At 69.2% G+C, this 18,801-nt stretch carries 14 protein-coding genes; 5 read left to right on the top strand and 9 right to left on the bottom strand.

What is annotated here, in order from left to right:
• The first annotated feature begins 1 nt into the window (after position 1).
• Positions 2–1,096 (top strand): CE1 family esterase, encoded by a 1,095-nt coding sequence (locus K343_RS0111490; protein ID WP_154662529.1) that lies wholly within the window; start codon positions 2–4, stop codon positions 1,094–1,096.
• An 81-nt stretch (positions 1,097–1,177) separates the two neighbouring features.
• On the opposite strand, the gene K343_RS0111485 is transcribed toward K343_RS0111490, so the two are convergent.
• Complete coding sequence (locus K343_RS0111485; protein WP_028008204.1) at positions 1,178–1,585, bottom strand: YchJ family protein; 408 nt, start codon at positions 1,583–1,585, stop codon at positions 1,178–1,180.
• A 159-nt stretch (positions 1,586–1,744) separates the two neighbouring features.
• Here K343_RS0111485 and K343_RS0111480 point away from each other — a divergent pair, with 159 nt between their 5' ends.
• Positions 1,745–4,123, top strand: a complete 2,379-nt coding sequence (locus tag K343_RS0111480) for a fatty acid cis/trans isomerase (RefSeq protein WP_084615840.1) — start codon at positions 1,745–1,747, stop codon at positions 4,121–4,123.
• A 7-nt stretch (positions 4,124–4,130) separates the two neighbouring features.
• Here the strand turns inward: K343_RS0111480 and K343_RS21810 are convergent, their stop codons facing one another.
• The 3 genes from K343_RS21810 to K343_RS24780 all read right to left on the bottom strand — a co-directional run bounded on the left by K343_RS21810 (position 4,131) and on the right by K343_RS24780 (position 8,254).
• On the bottom strand, positions 4,131–4,895 hold the full coding sequence (locus tag K343_RS21810; protein ID WP_161628884.1) for a class I SAM-dependent methyltransferase: 765 nt from the start codon (positions 4,893–4,895) through the stop codon (positions 4,131–4,133).
• Positions 4,896–4,998: 103 nt separating this feature from the next.
• Positions 4,999–7,848, bottom strand: coding sequence for a TonB-dependent receptor (locus tag K343_RS0111470; RefSeq protein WP_245585183.1), 2,850 nt, complete (start codon positions 7,846–7,848; stop codon positions 4,999–5,001).
• 115 nt (positions 7,849–7,963) lie between these two features.
• Positions 7,964–8,254 carry a transposase gene (locus K343_RS24780; RefSeq protein WP_051278236.1) on the bottom strand — a complete coding sequence of 97 codons (291 nt, stop codon included), beginning with the start codon at positions 8,252–8,254 and terminating at the stop codon, positions 7,964–7,966.
• Between the two features lie 180 nt (positions 8,255–8,434).
• On the opposite strand from K343_RS24780, the gene K343_RS0111460 reads away from it, so the two are divergent.
• Both K343_RS0111460 and K343_RS0111455 read left to right on the top strand, forming a co-directional pair.
• Positions 8,435–11,188 carry a protein kinase domain-containing protein gene (locus K343_RS0111460; protein ID WP_028008201.1) on the top strand — a complete coding sequence of 918 codons (2,754 nt, stop codon included), beginning with the start codon at positions 8,435–8,437 and terminating at the stop codon, positions 11,186–11,188.
• Positions 11,185–13,911, top strand: coding sequence for a tetratricopeptide repeat protein (locus K343_RS0111455; protein WP_028008200.1), 2,727 nt, complete (start codon positions 11,185–11,187; stop codon positions 13,909–13,911). The genes K343_RS0111460 and K343_RS0111455 overlap by 4 nt, the downstream gene beginning before the upstream one ends.
• Positions 13,912–13,972: 61 nt before the next feature.
• On the opposite strand, the gene K343_RS0111450 is transcribed toward K343_RS0111455, so the two are convergent.
• The 3 genes from K343_RS0111450 to K343_RS0111440 are packed head-to-tail and all read right to left on the bottom strand — an operon-like array spanning position 13,973 to position 16,404.
• Entirely contained in the window at positions 13,973–14,575 is a 603-nt protein-coding gene (locus K343_RS0111450) for a DUF938 domain-containing protein (protein WP_028008199.1), read from the bottom strand.
• Positions 14,576–14,617: 42 nt separating this feature from the next.
• Complete coding sequence (locus tag K343_RS0111445; RefSeq protein WP_028008198.1) at positions 14,618–15,370, bottom strand: alpha/beta fold hydrolase; 753 nt, start codon at positions 15,368–15,370, stop codon at positions 14,618–14,620.
• Positions 15,367–16,404, bottom strand: coding sequence for a M14 family zinc carboxypeptidase (locus K343_RS0111440; protein WP_043112557.1), 1,038 nt, complete (start codon positions 16,402–16,404; stop codon positions 15,367–15,369). Before K343_RS0111440 ends, K343_RS0111445 begins: the two co-directional genes overlap by 4 nt.
• 157 nt (positions 16,405–16,561) lie before the next feature.
• On the opposite strand from K343_RS0111440, the gene K343_RS25170 reads away from it, so the two are divergent.
• Positions 16,562–16,690, top strand: a complete 129-nt coding sequence (locus tag K343_RS25170; RefSeq protein ID WP_281169393.1) for a hypothetical protein — start codon at positions 16,562–16,564, stop codon at positions 16,688–16,690.
• 30 nt (positions 16,691–16,720) lie between these two features.
• Here K343_RS25170 and K343_RS0111430 read toward each other — a convergent pair whose 3' ends face one another.
• Together K343_RS0111430 and K343_RS0111425 are read right to left on the bottom strand one after the other, a co-directional pair.
• Positions 16,721–17,668, bottom strand: coding sequence for a 5'-nucleotidase (locus K343_RS0111430; protein WP_028008196.1), 948 nt, complete (start codon positions 17,666–17,668; stop codon positions 16,721–16,723).
• Positions 17,669–17,869: 201 nt separating this feature from the next.
• Entirely contained in the window at positions 17,870–18,655 is a 786-nt protein-coding gene (locus tag K343_RS0111425; RefSeq protein WP_028008195.1) for a sulfite exporter TauE/SafE family protein, read from the bottom strand.
• Positions 18,656–18,801 lie beyond the last annotated feature (146 nt).

Raw genomic sequence — 18,801 nt, 5'->3', positions numbered from 1 at the left:
GATGTCTTCTGCAAAAATGCTGCGCGCGCTCGGCGCCGCGCTCCTGGTGGTTCTCGGGGCCTCGGCCTGCGGCGGCAGCGACGGTTCCAGCGGCGGCAGCGTCGTCGACACCAAGCTCTCGTGCACCGAGCAGTTCAATCCGGACAAGGCCGCGGCCGGCGATAACTGCCAACCGACCTACGGCGCCTACTGTCCGGACACCGGCTCCGGTTCGCCGGTCTTCAATGACAGCGAAGTCACCGCCTGCGACGGCGTCACGGTCACCAGCGGCACGGTCGAGGCCAACGGCCTCAGCTCCGACTACGTCGTGCTCAAGCCCGCCAACGGCAGCGGCAGCAACGCCCTGTACATCGCCCTGCACTGGGCGCTCGCCAACGGCGAGACCATGGCGAACCGCATGCGCATGGCCGAGCTCGCCAAGAGCCGCAACGTCACCGTCGTACTGCCGACGGCACCGGGCTCAGTGCTGAACCGCACCTGGGGCCGCTCGGCCGGCATTCCGCCGGCGGCCAGCCGCGCCGATCGCGTCGCGCTGATCGACGCGCTGATCGCGCAGACCAAGCCGCTGGCCAAGGCTTCGACGCCGGTGCTGATCGCCGGCGTCTCCGGCGGCGCGGTGCTGAGCTTCGAGTACGCCTGCGATCGTGCCGAGAACATCTCCGGCGCCATCGTCGTCGCCGGCGAGATTCCGCCGGACGACCTCAGCAGCTGCGCGATGGCCAAGGGCGTCGCGACCGTCCAGGTGCACGGGACCTCCGACCTGATCGGCCCTTACGACGGCAATCTGCTCTACGCCTCGGTGCCGGACACCTTCGCGGCGCTGCAGGCGCAGAACGGCTGCGACAGCACGGCGATCAAGACCGCGTCGCTGCCGACCGTCGACGGCGAACTGCCGACCGGCTACGAACTGCAGTGGGTCACCGACTGCAGCTCCGGCAAGGGCAGCGCGCTGCTGACCGTCGACGGTGGCGGCCACAACTGGCCGGGCTACCAGGGGCCGCTCGACCAGCTGCCGATCAGCCTGTTCGGCGCCAAGGCCAGCGGCTTCGACACCACGCTGCAGGGTTACGATCTGCTGCGCTATCTCGGCGGCTGATCCGGCCGACGCTGCACACGAAAGGGCCGCGGCAAGCCGCGGCCCTTTGCGTTGCACCGGCACCGCGAAACGCGCGCCGGCTCAGGCGTCCGGAAACGTGCCGTCGACGTAGAACCAGCGGCCGTCGCGCCGCACGAAACGGCTGATCTCGTGCAGGCGCTGCGCGCTGGCCCCGCCCGTGCGGCTGCGCGCCACGAATTCGACGCGCGCCTCGTCGCCCGCAGGCTCATGGCGCAGGATCTTCAGACCGAGCCAGCGCGTCGCCGAATCGAGTACCAGCTCGGCCGCCGCCGGCCGCGTCGCCGGATCCCAGCTCGCGAGCAGATAGTCGACACGCCCGAGCGCGTACGCGCTGTAGCGCGAACGCATCAGGGCCTCGGCACTGGCGGCCGCCAGGCCGGCATGCAGCGGCGCGCAGCAGCGCGCGTACGGCAGCCCGGAGCCGCAGGGGCAGGCGTCGTCCGCAACGGACCGACTCGATTTCGCCATCGTGTTTTTTGCGCGGCGCCGTCGCCTGCGCCCGTGATCGGAAAGAAGCCGGTCTGGCCGACCGGCGCGCCAGCCTAGGACAGCCCCACATGCCCGGCAAGCGATGTTCCCGCCACCGGGCAGCCGTTACGATGCGCGCCATTCGATCCCGGAAGCCTCATGACCGACTCTCGCCGCCTGCGCCGCTCGCTCGTCCCGCCGGCCATCCTGCTGCTGGCCTTCGCGACGCTGTCCTGCACCCGCAGCATCGCCCAGCCCGAGGCGCCGCCCGCCGCGCCGGCCGCAGCGGTCGCGCAGACGTACTCGTATCACGCCGACATTCAGCCGATCTTCGACCGCAAGTGCGCGGCCTGCCACGGCTGCTATGACGCGCCATGCCAGCTCAAGCTGACCAGCGGCGACGGCCTGCTGCGCGGCGCGTCGAAGGCGCAGATCTATGACGGCGCGCGTCTGGCGGCGATCCCGCCGACGCGGCTCGGCGTCGATGCCGAAAGCGAAAGCCAGTGGCGCGCGAATGGATTCTTCGGCGTCCGCCCGCAGGCCGATGTGGCCGGCCAGCAGTCGGCATCGCTGCTCGCGAAAATGCTCGATCTGGGACACCGCCAGCCCTGGCCCGCCAACGAACGTCTGCCCGCCGACATCGCGCTCGGCTTCACGCGCCAGAACAGCTGTCCGCTGCCGGATGAGTTCGAGGCGTATGCTGGCAAGCATCCGCGCGAGGGCATGCCGCTGGCCGTCACCGGACTCGATGATGCCGAATACGCGACGCTGACGACCTGGCTCGCCGAAGGTGCCGTCGTCGACGCCAGCCCGAATCGCGCCCACGACAGCGAGCTGGCCGCGATCGCACGCTGGGAACGCTATCTGAACCGCCCGGGCCTGCGCGAACGCCTGGTCGCGCGCTACCTGTACGAGCATCTGTTCGCGGCGCACCTGTATTTCCGCGACGAGGCGCAGCCGCATTTCTTCCGTCTGCTGCGCTCGCGCACGCCGGCCGGCCAGCCGCTCGAAACGATCGCCACGGTGCGGCCGAACGACGATCCGGGCGAGGTCTTCTATTACCGCTTCGCCCTGCTCGACGAAACCGTCGTCGAGAAGAACCGCATCATCTATGCACTCGACGACGCCAAGCGCGAGCACTTCGAGGATCGGTTCTTCTCCGAACCGTGGTCGATCGAGACGCTGCCGGGCTACGGCGAGACCGAGCGCGCGAATCCGTTCGAAACCTTCCGCGCGCTGCCGGCGAAGGCCCGCTACCAGTTCCTGCTCGACGACGCGCTGTACTTCACGCGCAACTTCATCCGCGGCCCGGTCTGCGCCGGCCAGACCGCGACCGACGTGATCCGCGACCGCTTCTGGGCAGTGTTCGAGAACCCGGCGACCGAGCACTACGTCAACGACGCCGACTACCGCGCCAAAGCCACGCCGCTGCTCGGCCTGCCGGGCCAGGACGCGACGCTGCTGAGCGCCGGTCCGGACTGGATCGCCTACCGGCACCAGCGCAACGACTACGAGCAGCTGCGGCGCGCCGAATACCGCGCCAGCGCGCCGGACGGCGCGACGCTCGACGAGATCTGGGACGGCGACGGCCACAACCGCGATGCGCTGCTGACGATCTTCCGCCATCACGACAATGCCTTCGTGCACCGCGGCCTGTACGGGGCGGAACCGGAGACGCTGTGGGTGATGGACTACCCGCTGTTCGAACGCACCTACTACGAACTGGTCGTCAACTTCGACGTGTTCGGCAACGTCTCGCACCAGTTGCAGACGCGCCTGTACTTCGACCTGATCCGCAACGGCGCCGAGGTCAACTTCCTGCGCTTCCTGCCGCCGCCGGCGCGCCAGCCGCTGCTGAAACAGTGGTACCAGCGTGGCGGGCAACTGAAGATGGCGATCGCGTACACCGACATCGACGACAAGACGCCGACCCGCCTGCCCTACCAGAAAGGCCCGGCGATGCCACAGTTCATCGCGCAGCTACAGGCCCGCACGCAGGCGGTCGCCGGCCCGGCCGACACCCTGAACCGCTGCGCGTCCGGCGACTGCCCGCCGATGGAAACGACAAGCGCGGCCGCACGCGCCGAACGCGCCCTGCGCAGCCTCGCCGGCCAGCGCGCCAGGGAACTGCCGGCGATCGCCCTGCTGCCGGAGCTGACGCTGCTGCGCGTACCGTACGACGGCGGCCGGCTCGTCTACTCGCTGACCCGCGATCGCGCGCACCGCAACGTCGCGTTCCTGTTCAACGAGGAAGGTCGCATGCAGCCGGAACTGGACCGGCTGACGATCGCGCCCGGCGTGTTCGGCGACTACCCGAACTTCGCGTTCAACGTGCCGCTCGACGACATCGACGCCTTCGTCGCCGCGCTGCGCACCGCCCGGCAGCCGGCAGACTTCGAAACCATCGTCACCCGCTGGGGCATCCGCCGCACCCACCCGCAGCTCTGGACGCTGTTCAACGACTTCGCGGCCTGGCAGCGTGAAAGAGAGCCGCTCGAAGCCGGCGTGCTCGACATCAACCGCTACGAAAACCGCTGAGACGCGCTCAGCGCTTCTGCGCCGTCACCGTCAGCGTCGGCACCAGAAAGAGGAAGTTCGGGCCGCTGACACGCACCTGCGCATAGCCGCGCTCGCGCAGCCAGGCGGCATATGCACGGCCGTGGCGGATGTCGATCAGCGCGACGCGGCCGCCGGGCTTTAGCACGCGGTCGATCTCGTGCAGCGCCTGCAGCCGCTCGTCGGAGCCGGCCAGATGGTGCAGCGCCCAGCTCGACACGACGGCGTCGAAGCTGGCGGCATCGAACGGCAGCCGGCGCATGTCGGCGGTGCGCACCTCGGCGCGCGCCGCGACGCCTTCGATGCGCAGATTGCGGCGCGCCGCGTCCGGGCCGTTGCGTGCCTGATCCTCGCGGCGCCAGACGTCGATGCCGACGACCTGTCCGTTCGGCACGCGCTGCGCCGCACCCGCCGTCATCAGGCCGCGCCCGCAGCCGACATCGAGCACGCGCTCATCACCGCGCCAGGGCAGCGCATCGAGCACCCGATCGCGCAGGCGCAGCTTGCCGACGCGGCTGCCCCAGAGCATCAGGCAGGCCGTGGCGACGAAGCCATAGCCCATCCAGCCGAGCGATCGCGCGGTTCCCTGCAGGATCTGCGCGTACGACACCGGCACCAGCGCCAGCAGCGAGGGCGCGGCGAACTGCAGCACGATGGCGACCGAGCCGACCATGAGAAAGCGCCGCACCACGTCCGGCGCGTCGACACCGTAGTCGGGGCGCTCGCCCCGCGCCTGTGATTTGCGTTCGCTCACTTCCGCCCCGGCATGCTGAAAGCGGCCCAGCATACGGGCAAACCGGCAGGCAAAAAAATCCCGGCTGACATCCAGCCGGGATCTTCACTTCCTGCGCGCTGCCTCAGAAGTTGTACTTCACGCCGAACGTGAAGAAACGCCCGACCGCGCCCGACTGGTGGAACGCCGGGTTGTAGTTGAGGCCGCCGTAGGTATACGGATCGAACGGCGCCATGCGGTTGAACAGGTTCTGGACCGAGCCGCTCAGGATCCAGTTGCTGCCGACCTCGACCTTGGCGAACCAGTCCACCGTCGTGAACGACGACAGCGAGCACCCCGAACGCGGCGTGCCGTCCGGATTGTAGACGCCGCATACCGGACCGTTCGGATCGGCGACGTACGCGCCCTCGCCGGTGGACGTCGTCACCGTGCCGTCGCCGATGTCGTACAGCTCCTCGCCCTTGTGGTCGATCATGTCCATCGCGCCGACGTAGCTGACCAGCAGCGAGGTCGACCACCAACTGCGGTCGAGCCCGAGCTCGAACGTGGCACGGTCCTGCGGCGTACCGGCGGCGGCGCTGAGCACGTACGGCCCGTGCGTACCGGCATACTCGCGCGTCTCATCACCGACCTTGCGCTCGAAGTTGAGGACGTGCGTCCAGGTCAGCGAAGCCGTGATCGTACCGATGCCGTCCAGCTTCATGCGGTGCCGGAGGTCGAGATCGAGACCATCGGTCGTCGTCGAGTTGGCGTTGATATAGGGCGCCGAGATCGAACCGATGCGCCCCAGCTCGTTGTAGTAAACCATCGAGTTCGGCAGGGCACCGGGGACGGCGCTGTCGGGCTCGCCGTTCGGCTCGATCCCGTCGAGCACCAGCGCCTGATCGGCCGCGATGATCTCGTCGCGCCGCTTGATCTTGTAGTAATCGAGCGAGGCGCTCAGCCCCGAGAACGGCTCGACCACCAGGCCCAGGGTATAGCTCTTGGCCTTCTCCGGCTTGATGTCCGGATTGCCGATCGTGAGGATGCCGATGCCCGTGTATCCGAATGTCGCGCTGTCGCCGCTCTCGGCCGGACCGGGCGCGCGGAACGCCTCGGCATAGGAGCCGCGCAGCGCCAGCTGGTCGATGGGCTTGAACTTCACGCCGAACTTCGGCGTCGTCGAACTGCCGACATCGCTGTAGTGGTCGTAACGCACGGCGGCGTTCAGCTCGAGCACCTTCAGCACGGGCGCGTTGATCTCGGCGTAGCCGGCGTAGACATCGCGGTCGGCCTTGAACGCCGAGTAGCCCAGACCGATCACGTCGGCAATATCCGTGTAGGGATTCGGCGGCGTATCGGTCTTTTCCTTGCGCCACTCGGTACCGAACGCCACCCCGAAGGGACCGCCCGGCAGATCGAACAGGCTGCCCGAGATCTTTGCGTCCGCGAACGTAATCGAGGTCTTGGCGTCGCGAACGAGCTTCGGCGAGATTTCGTCGCGCAGCGACTGCGGCACGGCGGCAGTGTTGTTGATGCGATACGTGCCGTTGTTCAGCGCCGCCTGAAGCTTCGAGAACCGGACATATCCCGTCGACTCGGTGGTCAGCTTGTTCTCGATGTAGCCGACGCCGGAATCCCAGTTCCACATGGCGATGTCGCCGCTGAGTCCCGCCAGCACGCGGATCACGTCGCTTTCGCTCGTACCGTCACGTCCGCCGAGTTCTCGCGTCATGTAGTACAGCTGGCGATCGCCATCCTCCGGGTTGTCCGGATGCCCTGCCGGAAGAACGATCCGATGCCGCATCGGCGTCCCCGGATTGTTCGGATCGAACACGCCGCTGTCACGCACGCCGCTCGGCGTGCCGGTCGCTTCCGTCTTCGAATAGAAATAGCCGGCCTCCGCATAGGCCTGCAGCGTCTCGGCGATACGGAAAGCCCCTCGCGTATAGAGGTTGAAACGATCCTGCTGCGGCTGGATCTCGTAGTAGCCGATCGGATCGAACACGCACATGCCGGTGACGCCCGAAATCTCGGGGCAGTCGGTCAGGTTGATGCGATGGCTCTGATTGGTATCGCCGATCGGACGGATCGAGCCCCAGGGCGTCTGCGCATTGAACGCCGGCCCGGTCACTTCGTCCGTCTCTTCGTCGTAGAACATGCCGAGGCCCGCCGCCGCCGCGCCGACCCGGTTGTCGTACCAGCCGTACGAAGTCAGATCGTTGGTGCCGAGATAGCCGGGCCGCGTCTTCTGCTTGATGGCCTGCTGCGTCGAGCCTTCCGCCGTCACGAAGACGTTGTAGCCGTCGGCTGCCATATCGCCGATGCCGTAGCTGGCGTTGAGGCGCTTGATGTCGCCATCGTCCATGTACGACGTGCCGAAGTTGGCGCCGAAACTGGCGCCCTGATAGTTGCGGCGCAAGATGATGTTGACCACGCCGCCGACCGCATCAGAGCCGTAAATCGCCGAGGCGCCGTCCTTGAGAACTTCCACCCGTTCGACCGCTTCGAGCGGGATCGAGTTGAGATCGACGAAGCTGCGCTGACCGTCGTCAGCCAGGCCGTATGGCGCCATGCGCCGGCCGTTGACCAGCACCAGCGTCGAGCTGAGACCGAGACCGCGCAGCGACACGCCGGCCGAACCGGCGGCGAAGCCGTTCGAGAAAGACGTCGGCAGCGAGCCCTGGTTGTCGGCCGACACGCTGCGCAGAATTTCGGCGATGTTCTGCTTGCCGGTGCGCTCGATGTCCTCGCGCGACAGGATCTGCACCGGCGAGGCGGTTTCCTTGTCCGTGCGGCGGATGTTCGAGCCGGTGACGACGATCGTCTCGATCTCGTCGGCAGGCGCGGCAGCCGGGGCGTCGCTCCCGGTGCCCTGCGCGGCGGCCGCGAACGCGACGGCACTGAGGCCGGTGCCGACGAGGCTTCCCAGGGCCAGCCGCCACGCCAGCGCCGAGCGGCGCATGGCACGCACTGCGTGTAAAGAATCCGTCATTGATGTCTCCCAAATGAACTGCATGATTGAGTGCAGGAGCCGGACGGCTTCCAACACGAGCGGGACCCCGGGCCGGTGCCCCCCACCGGCCCGGGGCTTGCGTGTTCCGCTGCGCTCAGGCGGCGGCGCGGGCCGGATAGGCCGCGGCGCGATAGGCCGGCAGGCGCATGTCCGGATTGCCGTAGAGGCGCGCGTCGATCAGCGCCCGCAGCGCGCGCACTTCCTGCTCGAGGGCGGCCAGGCGCTGCTCGCCGGCCGATTCGCTGCCGTACTTGGCGCGCCAGTAGTAGTAGGCCTGCCGGGAGATGCGGTGTTTTGCGCAGAGGCTCACGACCGACGGCGACTCGCCACTGTCATACTCGCGCAGGATGGCGAGAATCTCCGCCTTCGAATATCGACATTTCATGAGCAATTCCTGATCGGGAAGAAAGGGTGTGAGCGGCACGCTACGGCGCGCACCCGCCAGCGTCCTTAGGCGTGCCTGAGGCTTTTTTGAGGTTTTCTTGAGGCGGAAAATCTCTCGCCATATCAAGAATCTGTGAGAACGATGGGCGGGCCGCGGTCGTCGCGCCCGGGGGAGGGGCGAATGGACGCAGCGATTCCTGAAGCGAATCTGCAGCCGGCGCGCTGGCGTTTCGGCGACGCCGAGCTGGACGAGTTCCGGCTGGAAGTCGTCCGTGGCGGCAGGACGGTCGCCGTCGAACCGAAGTCGCTGGAGCTGCTGCGCCTGTTCGTCCGCCATCCCGGCGAAGTCCTGACCAAGGACGAGCTGATGGAGGCCGTCTGGCCAGGGCGCGTGCTCAGCGAATCGGTGCTCGCCCGCGCGATCTCGCTGCTGCGGCGAGCGATCGGCGACGGCAGCCAGAGCGTCATTCGCACGGTGCATGGCTACGGCTACCGCTTCGATGTCGCCGTCGAGCGTCTGACGCCGGTGCGGTCGCAGTCGCCTGCCGCGCTCCCCCTGCAGCCCGGCGGGCAGCCGCCGCTGCGCCCGAACTGGAAGCTCGTCGAACGCCTCGGCGAGGGCCGCAACGAAACCTGGCTGGTCGAGCACGGCAAGACCCGCGAGCGCCGCGTCTTCAAGTTCGCCGGCGACGGCGCCGGCCTGTCGACGCTCAAGCGCGAGATCACCCTGCAGCGCCTGCTGACCGAAAGCCTCGGCGCGCGGTCGGCACTCGTGCCGCTGCTCGACTGGAACCTGCAGCAGGCGCCCTACTTCATCGAAACCGAATGGTGTCCGGCCGGCAGTCTCGAAGCCTGGCTCGGCGCGCACCCTGGCATCGGCCAGGAGATCCGCCTCGAACTCGTCGCCCAGGCCGCCGAAGCGCTGGCCGCCGCGCACACGGTCGGCGTGCTGCACAAGGACGTCAAACCCGCCAACCTGCTGATCGTCGAGACCGGCGGCCGGCCGGCGATCCGGCTCGCCGACTTCGGCTCCGGCGCGCTCATCGACGACACCCGCCTGCAGGCGCTGTCGATCACCCGCCTCGGCCTGACCCGCGACATTCGCGGCGGCGAGCCCTCCGGCTCGCTGATGTATCTGGCGCCCGAGGTCATCGCCGGCCAGCCGGCGACGCTGCGCAGCGACGTCTACGCGCTCGGCGTGCTGCTCTACCAGTTGATCGTCGGCGACCTGCGTCGCCCGCTGGCGCCCGGCTGGGAGCGCGACATCGCCGATCCGCTGCTGCGCGAGGACATCGCCGCCGCCGCCGAGCTCGACCCGGCCCGCCGCCTCGCCGACGCCGGCCAGCTCGCCGGGCGCCTGCGCGCGATCGACGGCCGCCGCCTGCAACTCGAACTCGACCGCGCCGAGGCGCAGCGCGCCGCGCACGCACGCCGGCAGATCGAACGCTGGCGCGCGCGGCGCGGCTGGGTCTTCGCCGCCAGCGGCGCACTGGCGCTCGGCATGGCGCTCAGCACCGGCCTCTATCTCGCCGCGCGCCAGGCCCGCGACCAGGCCCGCCAGGCCGAGGCCTCCGCTTCCGCCGTCAACCAATTCCTGCTCGACGACCTGCTCGCCGCCACCGATCCGCAGCTGTCGGGGCGGCCCGACATCACGGTTCGGGAGCTGCTGTCGATCGCGGCCGAACGCGTCGGCGCGCGTTTCGCCGCACAGCCGCTCGCCGAGGCGCGCGTGCGGCGCACCCTCGGCAGTGCGCTGGACGGCCTCGGCGAGGCGGACGCCGCCGGCCAGCAGTTTCAGGCGGCGCAGGTACTGGTCGAAGCCCACGCCGCCGAACAGCCACGCCTGGCCGCGCAGGTCTATCTCGGGCTCGCCAGCCGGCTGCGCGCCGATGAGCAACTGGCGCCGGCGCAGGAAGCGCTGCACGAGGCTCTGGCACTCGCGCGCTCCAGCCGTTCACCCGAGCTCGAACTCGAGGCCCGCCTGGAGCTGGCCAAGTTCGGCCCGCCGGCCTCGACGCTCGAAACCACCCTGAGCGAACTCGAGACGCTGCACGACGAAGCGAAATCCCGGCTCGCCGCCGATCACCCGCTGCAGCTCAAGATCCTGCGTTCGCGGGCCACCACGCTGTGCGACCTCGGGCTCATCGAGGATTGCGAGCGCAGCAGCGCGGAGGCGCTTGCGCTCAGCCTGCGCTTCTATCCCGCGACGCATCCGGAGGCGCTCATCTCGCGCTATGTCGCCGGTTCCGCGCTGCTCCTCTCCGGCCGCTATGCCGAAGCGCGCGCCAAGCTCGAATCCCTGTGGGCGGACGCGCGCCTGGCGCTCGGAGCGCAGCACCAGATCAGTCTGCTGGTCGCGCAGGCGCTCGGCATCGTCATGGACTACCAGAACGACGACCGCGCGGCGCTGGCGCTGATCGAGCAGACCCTCGCCGAGCAGATCCGCGTCCTCGGCCCGCGGCACACGGACGTGCAGAGCACGCGCAATGCGCTGGCGAGCCTGTACAGCGATCTGGGCCGCGTCGCCGAAGCCGCCGCTCTGTATCGCGACGTCTACGCGGTGCAGGTCGCCAAGTTCGGCGCAGGCGAGAGCTATTCGTTGATCGCCGCGCAGAACTATGGCCGCATGCTGCAGGATCTGAACCGCTGGGACGACGCGCTGGAAGTGCAGCGCCAACTGCACGCCGCCGCCCGCGGCGCGCTGCCGCCGGATCACTGGCTGAACGCCGTCGTCGAATACTCGCTGGCGCGCACCCTCGGCAGGCTCGGACAGCATGACGAAGCGGAGCGCCTGTTCGCGACCTCGATCGCGCGCCTGCGGCGCCTGCCGGACGTCGACCCCCGCTATCTGCAGCGCGCGCTGCAGCTGCAGGCAGAATGGCAGGCCGACCGATCCCTTCCTACGCCACCCCGAAAGATGACCGCACGGGCATGAGCACACCGAGCCCCGAACCGAATCTGCGTCCCGCGCGCTGGCGCTTCGGCGACACCGAACTCGACGAATTCCGCCTCGAAATCCTGCATCGCGGCGAGCCGGTCAATATCGAGTCGAAGTCGCTGGAACTGCTGCGCCTGTTCGTCCGCCACCCCGGCGAAGTCATCACCAAGGACGAGCTGATGGAAGCGGTCTGGCCCGGCCGCGTCCTCAGCGAATCGGTGCTGTCGCGGGCGGTGTCGCTGCTGCGACGTGCGATCGGCGATGCCGAGCAGAATCTGATCCGCACCGTGCACGGCTACGGCTACCGGTTCGACGCATCGGTCGAGCGCCTGACCCCGGTGCAGACCCAGTCGCCGGCGATCCTGCACCTGCAGGCCGGCGAACATCCGCCGCTGCGCCCCAACTGGCGATTGCTGGAACGTCTGGGCCAGGGCCGCAACGAAACCTGGCTGGTCGAGCACGAGAAGACGCGCGAACGGCGGATCTTCAAGTTCGCCGGCGACGGCAGCGCCCTGTCCACGCTCAAGCGCGAAATCACCCTGCAGCGCCTGCTCTCCGAAAGTCTCGGCGAACAAGCCGCGCTGGCGGCAGTCCTCGACTGGAACCTGCAGGAGGCTCCGTACTTCATCGAGACGGCGTGGTATCCGAACGGCAGCCTGGAATCCTGGCTCGGCCGGCATCCGCAGACGCCGCTCGCACAGCGCATCGAATTCGTCGCGCAGGCCGCCGCCGCGCTCGCCGCCGCGCATCGCGTCGGCATCCTGCACAAGGACGTCAAGCCGGCGAACCTGCTGGTCGCGGACGATCACGAGGGCCTGCGCATCCTGCTCGCCGACTTCGGCAGCGGACGCCTGATCGACGACACGCGCCTCGAAGCGCTGTCGATCACACGCCTCGGCCTGACGCGCGACATCTCCGAAGACGATTCGTCCGGCTCGCTGCTTTACATCGCACCCGAACTGCTCGCCGGTCAGCCGGCGACGCTGAAATCCGACATCTATGCGCTCGGCGTCCTCCTGTATCAGCTGGTCGTCGGCGACCTGCGCCGCCCGCTGGCCCCGGGCTGGGAGCGCGACGTCAGCGACGAGCTGCTGCGCGAGGACATCGCCGCCGCCGCCGATCTCGATCCGGCCCGCCGCCTGGCCGACGCCTCCGAGCTGGAACGGCGTCTGCGCACGCTCGAGCAGCGCCGGCAGCGGCGTACGCTCGAACGCGAATCCGCCGAGCGCGCCGAGGCGACGCGGCGGCAGATGGAACGCTGGCGCGCGCGGCGCGGCTGGATGATCGCCGCCTATGCCCTGCTGGTCGCCGGCCTGACGGCGAGCAGCACGCTCTACTATCTGGCGCGCAAGGCCCGTGACGCGGCGCGCGACGCCCAGGCGGAGACCGCCGCGATCAACGATTTTCTCCAGCACGATCTGCTCGACTCGGCGGACCCGCGCGCCACCGGGCGCAGCGACATGACGGTCCGCGAAGTCGTCGAAACAGCGGCGCGCCGCGTCGGCGAGCGCTTCGCCGATCGCCCGCAACTGCAGGCCCGCGTGCGCAGCACGCTCGGCTCGGTGTTTTCCGGCCTGGCGCAGGACGACGCCGCGATCGAGCAGCTGCTGGCCGCCATCGCGCTGCTGCAGCCCGAGGACCGCCACCCGCAGACGCTGATCGACGCGCGCCTGCTGCTCGCCGACGTCTACGCCAACCTCGATCGTTACGACGAGAGCATTGCCGAGTACCAGGCCGCGCAGCAGCTTGCCGACCGTCACAAGCTGAAAGAACGTGCGCTGGAGGCACAGATCTTTCTCGCCGAACTGCAGCGCGGCCTCGGCAACGCCGAACTCGGCCTGAAGCAGATCGAGTCGCTGCGCCCGCAGGTGGCGCGCCTCGATCCGAAATCCGAGCTCGGCCTTCATTACGCGCGCATCCGGGCGAATCTGCTCGAGGAGCTCGGCCGTCCGGAAGCCGACGAGGCCTATCAGACGGCGCTGCAGCGTTATGTGAGTGTGCTGGGCGCCGACGCGCCGGCGACCTTGACGCTGCGCGTTTCGGTCGGAGGGCGACTGGCCGGGCAGGGCCGCGACGAGGAGGCCCTAGCGATCCTCGATCCTCTGTATGCCGACATGCAGCGCATCTATGGTCCGACACACCCGCAGACGCTGGTCACGGCCAACCAGCTCTCGCTCGCCCTTCAGCATCTGGGGCAGGTCGACCGGGCGATCGCGCTGCAGGAGTTCGCGTCGCGGGAAATCGTCGCCCGCTTCGGCGAGCTCGACGCCAGCGGCCTGCAGATCCGCGCCAATCTGGCGACGCTCTACGCCCAAAAGGGCGATCACCAGCGGGCCCTGGTTCTCTACGGCAAGGTCTACGCCGGACAGGTGCAGGCCTTGGGCGAGGACCGCCGTGAAACGCTGATGACCGCGCACAACATCGCGCGCAGCCTGCAGGATCTCGGACGCTGGAAGGAAGCGCTGGCCTTACAGCGCAAGACGTCGGCGCTCGCGCACCGCGCGCTGACCGACGAGCACTATGTGACCTGGACCATCGACATCTCGCTGGCGCGCACGCTCGGGGCGCTCGGCCAGTACGCCGAAGCGCAGGCGCTGATGGACCGTGCGACGCAGAATCTCGAAAGACTGCTGGGCTACGAGCACCGCCTCACACAGCGCGGCTACAGCTACCAGAAGGAGCTTCGCGAGCGTCTGCAAAACCGCGCGGATCCGCGGTAAGCCCGGACCGCCCGCCGGCGACAGCGCGGGCCGGCCCGCGCGGCGCGGTAACGAAGCGCTGCTACGCGTGACGCTGCCAGACGATGCAGCGGTTGTTCGCCGGCATCGCCAGATCGACGACGCGCTCGCAGCCGATCTCCCGCGCGAGGGCGTCGACTGCCTCGATGTCGCGGATGCCCATGTGCGCGCCGCGCGCCCTGAGCCATTCGTCGAACGCGGCGTTGCTGTCGCTGGTGTAGCGCCCGCCCTCGTTGAAGGGTCCGTAGACGACCAGACGACCGCCCCGCGCCAGCACGCCGGTGCCGAGACCGGCGAACAGCTGTTCGACTTCGGGCCAGGCCATGATGTGCAGCGTATTGGCGGTGAACACCGCGTCGTACGCCTGCACGGGCCACGGGTCGCGACCGATCTGCAGCGCGATCGGCGCCAGCACGTTCGGCAGCGCGGCCTCGGCCAGCCAGGCGCGAATGCCCTCATGTGCCGCGGCGCACTCGGACGTCTGCCATTGCAGCTGCGGCAAGGCGGCGCCGAAATGGACAGCATGCTGGCCGGTCCCGCTGCCGATCTCCAGCACGCTGTGGCGATCGGCGAGATGCTCGCGCAGCACCGCGAGAATCGGATCGCGGTTGCGCTCGCAGGACGGCGCATGGGGTTTGTCGTTCATGCGCCGAGCTTTGCCGGAGGCAGGTGCGCCTGGCAAGTCGCCTCAGTACGACAGCCAGCCGGCGATGCGCTCGGCGACCCAGTCGGCGTCGTCGAGCGGCAGGTCGTGGCCGGCGCTCGGGTGTGCGGCGATCGGGCTGTTCCAGGCTTGTGCGAGTCGCTGCGAACAGCGCGGATCGACGAGCCGGTCGCCGAGGCCGACGAGCACGAACAGCCGCGTCGCCGGGGCGCGACGCGGCGCGCGAAAGCGGATCGCGGCATGCAGCTGGCGCAGCGCGTTGGCGCGCGTGACCGGGCAGGCGAGACGCCAGGCGACCCAGTCGTCGAGCACGCCGCGATGCTCGGCGCTGCGCGTCGTCGTCAGCCGCAGCACGGTCTCCTCGCCGCGACGCGGGTCCGCGCGCAGCAGCATGCCGAGAATGCGCGGATAGGCCGGCGGCCGCAGGCGCTGCCAGAACGGACTGAACGGCCGCAGGCTGGTATTGACGAGCACCGCGGCATCGAGCTCCTGCGGATGCGCCTGCGCCCACGCGGCGGCTACCATCGCGCCGAGCGACATCGCCAGCACGCGATACGGCGGCCGCAGGCCGCGGCGGCGCAACTCGTCCCGGCAGTAGGCGACCATGCCCTCGACGCGGTCCGGGCTGGCCTGCGCGTGCAGCACACCGTTGCCCGGCAGATCGAGCGCGACAACCGGCGGGTGACCGAGGCGGTCCGCCAGCGTCCGCGGGAAATCGCCCCAGTGCCGGCTGTCGCGAATCAGGCCGCGCAGCAATATCCAGGGGGTGTCGTTCATGCGCGCAGCTTCGCATACCAGCGCGCCATGGCCTGCGCCTGGTGCGCGTCGCGCTCGCCGTCGCGCGGCAGCCAGCGCCGGTAGCCGATCGCCGCGCGCATGAAGAAATCGAGCAGCGCGATATGGCGACGCATCACCCGCTGCTGGCGATGCGCGATCAGCGGATTGAAGATGCCGTAGCGCGTGAACAGCTGGCGCGGGTTCTTCTTGACCCACAGCCACGAGCCCATTTCCAGCGTCAGCGGCAGGAAGGTCTGCGCCGGCTCGCGCAGCGCGCGCAGATAGAGGTGATCCCACAGATCGCCGTGCGTGAGGTACTGCAGGCTCTGCGGCTCGAACACGTAGCGATGATGCGCGTGGCTGCTCGCGAAGATCGCGTTCAGCGCATGCATCTCGGCCAGGTGCGGAATCGGCTGGCGCGTGTGTGCGTACGGAAACCAGAGGCGATCGTCGACGCCGAACCCGGAATGGCAGTCGATGGCGATCGCGAACGGCCGGCCGAGCAGCTCCTGCTCGACCAGCGCGCACAGCGCCGCGCTTTCGGCTTCCATTGCCGTGCCGCTCGCGCCGCGATACCACGGCAGACCGGCGCTGAGCCGCTGTCCGCCGACCATGAACGGCACCGCCTCGGCCGCGTCGACCGGCGCGTTGCGCATCAGATCGACGCCGCGCGGATTGGCGCGCGTGCCCAGCCACAGCCCGCCCGGATTGACGAGCGGCATGAAGACCAGGCGCACGTGTTCGAGCTGCTGATGCAGCGCGGCGTCCCAGGCCAGCCGCGAAACCAGGCTGCGCAGATAGGCGATGACGACCTCGGCGCCGATGCGTTCGAGACCATGCACGCCGCCGAAGAAGCCGACTGCCGGCAATGCCGGATCGGGATTGCCGAGCGTCAGCGCGTGCACCGGCAGGCGGCGGTCGCGGACCTCGATCTCGCAGAGCACGCGCGCCTGCAGCGTCGGCGGCGCCGCGTCGATCAGGCGCTGCAGATCGGCCAGCTCGGCGGGAAGGGCGGACGTGAGGAGGGGCGGCATCGGCCGGCGAATCTTGGCGCGCCGATATGTCATCCCTTTGACACGCGGCGGTCACGGGCGCCGCTGTCACGGGCGCGCCATCGTCCCGTCACACGGCCTTGATACGGTTTTTCACCAGATATCCGATCCCGGCCAACCGCGCCGGCAGGAGCACGTGATGGCCCGCCTCGTCCGCAAAATGATGACCTCGACGCCCGTCACCCTCGGCGGCGCCGCCGTGCTCGGCGCGCTCGAATTCGTCGCGCTGCAGCGCTCGCGCGCGCTGGCGAAGCTGCAGCTGCGCTAGTAGCCCCGGTCGGTGCGACCGGCGGACCGCCTACGCGCGGGCCGCCGGCGCCGCCTCGGCCACGTCGACGATCGCGCGGCGGTTGACGACACCGGCCGACACATGCCCCGTCGGCCCGGCGACGACGGCGGATTCGCAGTGCGAAACCTGATCGTCGAAGAAGAAATCCGGCTCGAACTCGCGCAGAAACGGCCCCTTCTGCAGTCCGCCGAGGAACATCGCCTCGTCGACCTCGATACCCCAGTCCATCAGCGTGCGAATCGCGCGCTCGTGCGCCGGCGCGCTGCGCGCGGTGACGAGCGCGGTGCGCAGCCGGATCGACACTTTCTCGCCGGCCGCGCGCTGCAGCCGGTGCAGCGCTTCGAGCAGCGGCTTGAACGGCCCCGGCGGCAGCGGCCGCGCGACATGCGCCGTTTCGTGCGCCTGAAAGGCGTCGAGGCCGGCGGACTGGTAGACCTGTTCGGCTTCGTCGGAGAACAGCACCGCGTCGCCGTCGAAGGCGATCCGCAGTTCCTGCGGATGCCGCGCGGCGTCGACCAGCGAGGTCGAGAACACGCGCGCGGCCGGGAACTTCGAATCGAGCGCGCCATGCACGTCGTCGGGATTGGCCGACAGGAACAGATGCGCGCCGAGCGGCTTCAGATAGCGGTACGGCGCCTCGCCCTTGGTGAAGACGCCGCGCTGCAGGTTGAGCCCTTCCGCCTTTGCCGAGTTGAATACGCGCAGGCCGGAAACCGGGTCGTTGCGCGACAGGATCACGACCTCGACGCGGTGCTCGCCGTCCTCATTGAACGCGAGCAGCTTCTTGACCAGCGGAAACGCGACGCCGGGCCTCGCCGGCTGGTCGATGCGTTCCAGCTGCAGGCGCTCGTAGGCGCCGTCGCCCTGCTCGTCGAAGACGCGGTTCTCGGCCTCGAAATCGAACAGCGCGCGTGAGGACAAGGCGACGACCAGCTTGTTGTCGAGGGTGACGCCCATCGGCGACTCCGGTTTTTCGATGCATGCATTGTGCGACGAACCGGGCTCAGTTTCTGAGCCCGCTGGCGCGTTAGATGGCGACCAACCCCGCTCCGGAGTAGTGCCATGCCCCTGCCGACCCGCATTGCCAGAACGCCCGCCGGCGGCCGCTGCACTGCGGTGATGGTCCGCCGCTTCGGCCGGCGCCGCCGGCCGGCAGCTTCAGGCCAGCAGCATCTTGAGGCCGACCACCGTCAGCAACAGCGAAATCAGGCCGCGGATCAGGCGCTCGGGCGCGCGCGCCGCAGCCAGCGAGCCGAGCGCGATGCCGGGTACCGAGCCCACGAGCAGGGTGCCGAGCAGCGCGAAGTCCACGTTGCCGAGCAGCAAGTGCCCGGACCCGGCCAGTAGCGTCAGCGGGATCGCATGCACGATATCGGTCCCGACCAGCGTGCTCGGCTTCATCCGCCGCGGGTACAGATACAGCAGCAGCACGGCGCCGAGCGCACCGGCGCCGATCGACGTGAAGGTGACGAGAAAGCCCAGAACCGCGCCGGCGGCCACAGTCGCGCCCGGCTGCATCGCCTTGAACGCGGCGGCGCGCTCGGCGCGCATCCGCTCGCCGATGCGGTGCACCGATTGGCGGAACACCGCGGCGATCGAGGTCAGCACCAGCACGAAGCCGAGCATCTTCAGCATCAGGCCGTTGTGCGACGGGCCGCTACCGCTCTGATGCAGCCACAGCAGGGTCAGCAGCGCGGCCGGAATGCTGCCGTAGAACATGCGGCGCAGAACCTGCCAGTCGACCGAGCCACGCTTGCCGTGCACCCAGCCGCCGACGATCTTGGTGATCGCGGCGAACCACAGATCGGTGCCGACCGCCGTATGCGGCGCGACGCCGAACAGCAGCACCATGATCGGCGTCATCAGCGCGCCGCCGCCGACGCCGGTCAGTCCGACCAGCACCCCGACGCCGAATCCCGCCAGCACATTGATCCAGTCGAACACCGCAAGCTCACCGTCGCCGCGCCACTGCGCGGCGGATCACGAACAAGGAATGACTGCGCAAGTGCTTCATTCTACGGGAATCGCCGGCCAGGCCGGCCGGCCGGCCGTGCGCCGGGCCGGGTCCGCGCGGCGCCGGGATCGTTCGC

Source organism: Solimonas flava DSM 18980 (assembly GCF_000426685.1).
GTDB classification, from domain to species: Bacteria; Pseudomonadota; Gammaproteobacteria; order Nevskiales; family Nevskiaceae; genus Solimonas; species Solimonas flava.
The sequence above is the reverse complement of the archived record's forward strand: the minus strand, read 5'-3'. Positions and strand labels throughout refer to the sequence as shown.